The sequence below is a fragment of the Desulfovibrio sp. An276 genome, assembly GCF_002159665.1.
Classification (GTDB): domain Bacteria; phylum Desulfobacterota; class Desulfovibrionia; order Desulfovibrionales; family Desulfovibrionaceae; genus Desulfovibrio; species Desulfovibrio faecigallinarum.
On record NZ_NFJC01000013.1, the window covers coordinates 65464 to 71846 of the forward strand.

The following is a 6383-nucleotide window of genomic DNA, read 5'->3' on the forward strand; positions in this document are numbered from 1 at the left end:
TCCCCGGGGTGTGGCCGCACCCCGGGGAAAGCCCTTTTGTTTCAGACTAGAGAATTTCGCAAAGGTCGTGGTTTTCGTAGCCGAGAGCGTCGCTGACACCCTTGAAGAAGACCTTGCCGTCGCAGGTGTTGATGCCCTTGGCAAGCGCGCGGTCGTCCTGGCAGGCCTTCTTCCAGCCCTTGCTTGCCAGGGCAACCATGTAGGGCATGGTTGCATTGGTCAGGGCAAAGGTGGAGGTGCGGGCAACTGCGCCTGGCATGTTTCCGACCGAATAGTGGACAACGCCAAATTCCATGAAGGTAGGATTGTCGTGGTAGGTGACACCGTGGCGGGATGTGGTTTCCACGCAGCCGCCCTGGTCGATGGCAACGTCAACAATGGCTGCACCCTTCTTCATGGTTTTGACCATGGCTTCGGTGACCAGCTTCGGAGTCAGGGCGCCGGGAATGAGGACAGAGCCCACAAGAAGGTCTGCCTGCTTCACTGCAGCCGCGATGTTGTAGGCATTGGAGTACAGGGTCTGCATCTTCTGGCCGTAGACATCGTCAAGGTAGCGCAGGCGATTGATGTTGCTGTCCAGCATCGTGACGTGGGCTCCCATGCCCATGGCCACCTTGGCAGCGGCAAGACCCACTGTGCCTGCGCCTAAGATCACCACATGGGCTGCTTCCACACCGGCAGTGCCGCCCATGAGCAGCCCCATGCCGCCGGCATGTTTGGTGAGCATTTCTGCGCCCACCTGGACGGACATGCGTCCGGCCACTTCGGACATGGGGGCGAGCAGGGGCAGGGCACCGTTGTCCAGCTGCACGGTCTCGTAGGCAATGCCGACCACCTTCTTTTCGAGCAGGGCCTTGGTCAGTGCAGGTTCTGCCGCAAGATGCAGGTAGGTGTAGAGGATAAGGCCTTCGTGGAAGAGTTCGTATTCGGGAGCGAGGGGCTCCTTCACCTTCACGATCATGTCGCAGGCCCACACTTCGGCTGCGCTGTCCACCATGGTGGCGCCAGCTTCAATGTACTGTTCGTCCGTAATCATGCTGCCGAGGCCGGCACCCTTCTGCACATACACTTCGTGACCTGCTTCCTTCAGTGCGTGAACGCCTGCAGGGGTGATGCCAACGCGGAATTCCTGGACCTTGATCTCGGTGGGGATACCTACTTTCATCTTGCTCTCAGCGCTGATGCGCTGCCTCCTGAAAAAAATAGTCTGATGTGGTGGCAGATAGCAGCGGATTTCGTCCCTGGCTTCTTTCATGTATCACGCGCGAAGAAGTGTTGCCGGGCGTCCCCGGGCTTTGGACGATAGTTTGGCTGTTTACGGATAAAATAGCAAACCTTGTGCCAAAAGGAACATGTTTCCCTTGTCTTGCTATAACGTACTGCATTGCTGTTCTTTTTGAAGGGCTCCTGAAGGGCTGCAGAAAAAATTCGTGCAAATACAATGCGAATCTGACTTGATTTTTCGATAATAGTTCTCGTTTAATGCGAATTTGGTTTACTGGCAAGGCATGAAAACGACTTGTTGCTGTGGGCTTTGGCAAGGGGAAGGGCGCCCTGCTTATCTCGAAGAGGCAGTTCCGTATTCTCCGAGGTGGTAGCGATGCGCCTTGCGCACTATGGTACTCTGGCTCACCTTGAGCAGTCTGGCGGCCTTGTATGTGGAACCTGTCTCACGCAGCGCGCGGCTGATGAGATCTTTCTCCAGAGCCTCCACCTGTTCCTGCAGGCTCTGGCGGGACACCCTTCTGGCAGTTGCTCCCCTGGGAAGGACGGAGCGAATGTAGGGCGGCAGATCGTCTGTTGTAAGGCGTTTTTTCCCCAGAGCCAGGAAATACCTTGCAACGGAGCGGATTTCCCTGATATTTCCGGGCCATGTGTAGGCGCGCAGGGAGCTGCGCAGGGAGGAATTGAGGTGGGGAACAGTTTGCCCCTTGCCCATGGAGGTCAGAAAATACTCTATGAGTCCAGGAATGTCTTCCGGTCTTTCGCGCACAGCCGGAATGTCGATGGCAATGACGCGCAGGCGGAAGAAAAGATCCTTGCGGAAGCTTCCCCCCTCAACCATCTTTTCGAGGTCCTTGTTGGTGGCTGCAAGAATGCGCACATTGGTTGTAATGTCTGTAGTTCCGCCCACCCTGCGAAAGGGATCGCCGTCAAGAACATGCAAAAGTGTTGCCTGGGCCGAAAGCGGGAGTTCGGCAATCTCGTCCAGAAAGAGCGTGCCCTTGTCCGCGAGCTCGAAGACGCTTTTTCGCCCCTTCCTGGAAGCGCCGGTGAAGGCTCCGGATTCGTAGCCGAAAAGTTCCGATTCGAGCAGGGAAAGGGGAATGCTCGCGCAGTTGAGAGACACGAAGTTCATGTCCTTGCGCTGGCTCAGGTTGTGGATAGCCTTGGCGGACATGGTCTTGCCTGTGCCCGTTTCCCCCTGAAGCAGCACCGGAGCATCGGTCTGGGCTGCCATCATGAGTGAAGCGCGCAGTTGCTGGGATGCCGACGAGCCTCCCAGTATCCCCAGCTGCAGCATTTCGGTCTCGTTGTACGCAGGCCTTGTTGACGCTGCCATGCCCTCGAGTGTGTCGTTCATGGACTCAAGCTCCGAGAGATCGCGAATGATTGCGATGACGCGTACCACATTGCCCTGGTCATCGAAGACAGGAGTCGCGGTGTTGAGGCAGTGGCGACCGTTGGCGTAGTCGTCGAACATGGTGACAGTGCGCTTTTCCTCAAGTGCTCTCAGAGTCACGCAGGAGGAGAATTTTTTGAGCTTGGCTGCCTCGAGGACAGAAATGCCAACCACGTCCCTGGCAGTAATGCCGGCTATGCGCTGCATGGCCTTGTTTACGGCAATGGTGATGCCCCTGGAGTCAATCATCCAGATGCCATCGTGTATGCTGTCGAGAATATTGGTGAGCGAGGAATAGAGAAGTTCCCGTTCCTCGAACATGTCCAAAGGCAGCTGCAAAACGTCCAGTATCCTGAAGGGCACAAGGAATTCGAGGCGCACTGTCATCCAGCGCAGAAAGGTGAGCGTCTTGTCCTGCACGGGGCAGACAAGGCTTCCTGTGTCCTCTACAGAGGAAAGCTGGCCCGGAGCAACAAGCCCCTTTCGTTCCAGGACAGGCAGGAGCGGAGATCCTGGGGTCGCCTCGGGAAAGAGTTCCCTGAAGCGGTCCGTAGCCTGGGTCAGGGCCCAGTTTGTACAGTTGCAGACTGCACAGGCCGGCTGCAGATTGATGTCCTTGCTTTGGGAAAGCATATGTCCTCTTCGAAACTGCAAAGGCTGTTTGCAAAAAAGGGTTTGGGCCTGCGATACAGCAGAACCATGCGAAGGTTGCAGGGCAAAGGACAGGCTGTCTCTGTGAAAAGAGTGCTTGCGAGACTGTGATCTTTTTTCGAGGTGGGACAGAAATGAGTGGTGCCAGCCTTGTTTGCAAAGGCTTGTTGCCGGTTTTGGGGTGGCTCTCAGTATACGAGGTTCCCTCCTCTTTGTGGAGAGGAAATCGACCCCGGAAAGGGGAGAAGCCCCATTTTTTTGAAAGGCAGAGGCCCTTCCATGTGCAGACGCGTGAAACCCCTGCCTTGCGGCAGGGAGTTCACGCGTGAGAGGGGCGATTGCAGGGCGATGGCCTCGATTTTGATTCAGGGATCCGAAAGTGAGGAGGAACGGATCCCTGCAACCCTAGAGGATAGAGTCGTGTATGCCCATCCTGCGCAAAAAGATGTGGAAAAGTTCGTTGTCGCCAAGGATCAGGAAGGCTCGCTCTCTTTCGGGTATGCTTTTCACAGCCGCAAGGCGCATGTAGTAGACGACAAAGCCAAGGATCGTCCAAATGCCGAGCACAACCCAGGAGTGTATGCTGATGGAGGCCGGGGAGACGGGGAGGATCAGAAGGCCAAGGCAGATCAAAGAAGAGATGCAGCCAAGGATTGCCAGTGGCTTTGTCGTTCCGTTTTGGAGGTGGACGCATGAGCTTGCCAGCTTGTAGCTTGCAAGGGAGGCGAAGAAGTAGCCTATGATGGTGCCTATGGAAGACATGTCCACGACCCAGGAAAGGACTTCGCGGCCGAAGAAGGGCGCTACGATCACGAGGACGAGGATGAAGTTCAGGGCATTGGTCGGAGTCTTGTGCGTGGGATGGATTTCGGCAAACCAGGTGGGCAGGATGCGGGAGCGCCCCATGGAAAAGAGCAGGCGCGAGCAGGCGATGTAGAAGCCGTTGATGCCGGTCAGGATTGCCGAGAGGACAGCAAGGCCAAGGATGATGCTGCCAGGGGCTCCGAGTGTCAGATTGACCACATGTCCGGTATGCCAGAAGATGGTAAAGTCGCGGATTAGGGGTTCCCAGGGAACGACCACTGCCACTGCAATGGTGATGGCCGCATAGGTTATGATGCCGCAGACAATGGAGAGGATCATGAGTATGGTGCTCATGGAGGGCTTGAAGTTGAATTCCTCTGCTGCCTGGGGGATGGTGTCAAAGCCCACGAAAAGCCAGGGCGCTATGGCTGTCACGGCAATAATGCAGACAAGGGGTGTTTTGCCTGTGGCAAAGTAGGGCTGCAGATTGGCGATGGAGGAGGTGGGGTGCAGGGCAGCCCCTGCCATGATGAGAACGACGCCTGCGGCCAGGATGATGGCAAGGGCCACCTGGATTTTGCCCACAACGTCGGCCCCGCGGTAGTTCAGATACCAGAACAGGACCAGCACAGCCTCAAGCAGGGCCAGTTCGCCAGCATAGATGTGCCAGTTCACAATGGTGTACAGATGGCCGAATTCGAAGATGCCCGGCAAAAGAAAGCGCGTGAGGAGCACTATGGCCGTGGCATTGAGGGCGATGATGCTGAGATACCCAAGCACAAGGGCCCAGCCGCAAACAAAGGAGAGCGTGGGGCCAAAGGCCGCATAGGCGAAGGCAAACACACCTCCGGCAATGGGAAAGGCTCCTACCAGGCGTCCGTAGGCAAGGGCCACGAAAATCAGCATTATGCCGCCAGCCACAAAGCCGATGACTGATCCCAAAGGACCGGATCCGGGCAGAAAGCGCAGGCCGGGCATGACAAAGGCGCCCCATCCTATAATGGCTCCAAAGGCCAGGGCCCATATTGCAAGAGGCGACATGCTTTTTTCCAGTGTTGGTCTGTCGACTGCGTGGTTTTCTGCCATGGGAATCTCCCCGTATGTGAAAAATTTCTCTTTTTGTGTGGTATGCAGGATAAGCCTTGTTATCGTAGTGTCATGCATGAGGTCCGGGATTGCAGACCGGCGATCAAGTGCATGTTCCGGGAAATTTGTGTCTGTACTTTTTCCTGGTGTTCGGAGATGGGCAATTCCCCGAACACCAGTTTTGCCAGGACGCTTCCCAATCTGGAAAGCACGGGATTGGGAATGGTACAGGAAACGGCTGGCTGACGAATGGGAAGTGCTTGTACAGGGTGGAGAGTAAGAATGTTCCGCCAATGTTGGAGAGAGGCACTGGCATGCGTGTCCTTGGGATATGTTCGTCGAATATGCCCTGTGTTTAGCTGAACTGTCCGTCGGATATATCCGAAGCATGCGCACATGAAAGCGTAGCAAAAACCGGGCCATGGAGGTACGCAAATTCTTGCGTCCACTCTCTGGCAAAGCCCTGCTTGTGACAAAAGGGGCATTTGTTTGCCCAAAACGGAAGCAGGATATGCCTGAAACCGACCTGATATCGCATGGTTGCGCAAAGCAGGCAAAGATGCAAGGCCGCAAGGGTTCTGGGCATTTGTACCAATGACTTGTCTTTCGTGGACTGGCAATGCGCTTGTGAGCAATGGTGGAAGAGTGCAATTTTGAGTCGTTTTTGCATCACTGAACTTTCGGGAAAAGCAGGGGACAGGGGAGAAGAACTTTCCAAAAGGCAGAGGCTTTCACCCCTCAACAGTGCGACAGCATGTGAAAAAAAGTATGAGCCAGGCACAGGATGGATACAGTGAGCCCCAGGGCATGCGTGTTGTTCCCAAATCCGAATAACAGCAAACCAATACGTATCCTTCGGAAATAGCGGCAGTATGACAAGTCAATTCTGGTTTGCCTGTGAGTCCGAAAGACGTTCATGCCAAAGTGCATTGCCGAAGCTAAAAGGACAGGAGCAGGGAGGACGAGTGGAGGAAGAATGGAGGAAAAGTTTGGGCAGGCTCTTGCCAGGCTGGCTGCAGAGAGTTTCGGGCAAGATTGTGGTTGTATTGTCTCTGGACGGAGGGCGGGGGGACAGATAGAATTTGCAAGTTCTCCTGTTACGGAGGGTCACTTTGACATCCTCCCCCGCCTAAAGGCGGAGGATTCCCAGCGGAAACAAGCTAGCTTGATCCCTGGGCGGGTTCCGCTTCAACGAGGCAAGGAGCCTCTCCACAGGCTG

The 6383-nt window shown here is 55.6% G+C and carries 3 protein-coding genes; all 3 read right to left on the reverse strand.

From position 1 onward, the window contains the following. Nucleotides 1–46: 46 nt before the first annotated feature. The gene (gene ald / locus B5F76_RS07120; RefSeq protein WP_087352750.1) at nt 47–1165 is read right to left on the reverse strand and encodes an alanine dehydrogenase; all 1119 of its coding nucleotides are present in this window, start codon (nt 1163–1165) and stop codon (nt 47–49) included. Between the two features lie 393 nt (nt 1166–1558). Then, a complete protein-coding gene (locus tag B5F76_RS07125) occupies nt 1559–3256 on the reverse strand; it encodes a sigma-54 interaction domain-containing protein (protein ID WP_087352738.1) in 1698 nt (565 codons plus the stop codon). Nucleotides 3257–3679: 423 nt separating this feature from the next. Next, nucleotides 3680–5164 carry an APC family permease gene (locus B5F76_RS07130; protein WP_087352741.1) on the reverse strand — a complete coding sequence of 495 codons (1485 nt, stop codon included), beginning with the start codon at nt 5162–5164 and terminating at the stop codon, nt 3680–3682. Nucleotides 5165–6383: the final 1219 nt, after the last annotated feature.

Bases quoted from the DNA above. Each gene is read 5' to 3' on its own strand.
- ald (WP_087352750.1), bottom strand. From the start codon at position 1,165: ATGAAAGTAGGTATCCCCACCGAGATCAAGGTCCAGGAATTCCGCGTT.
- B5F76_RS07125 (WP_087352738.1), bottom strand. From the start codon at position 3,256: ATGCTTTCCCAAAGCAAGGACATCAATCTGCAGCCGGCCTGTGCAGTC.
- B5F76_RS07130 (WP_087352741.1), bottom strand. From the start codon at position 5,164: ATGGCAGAAAACCACGCAGTCGACAGACCAACACTGGAAAAAAGCATG.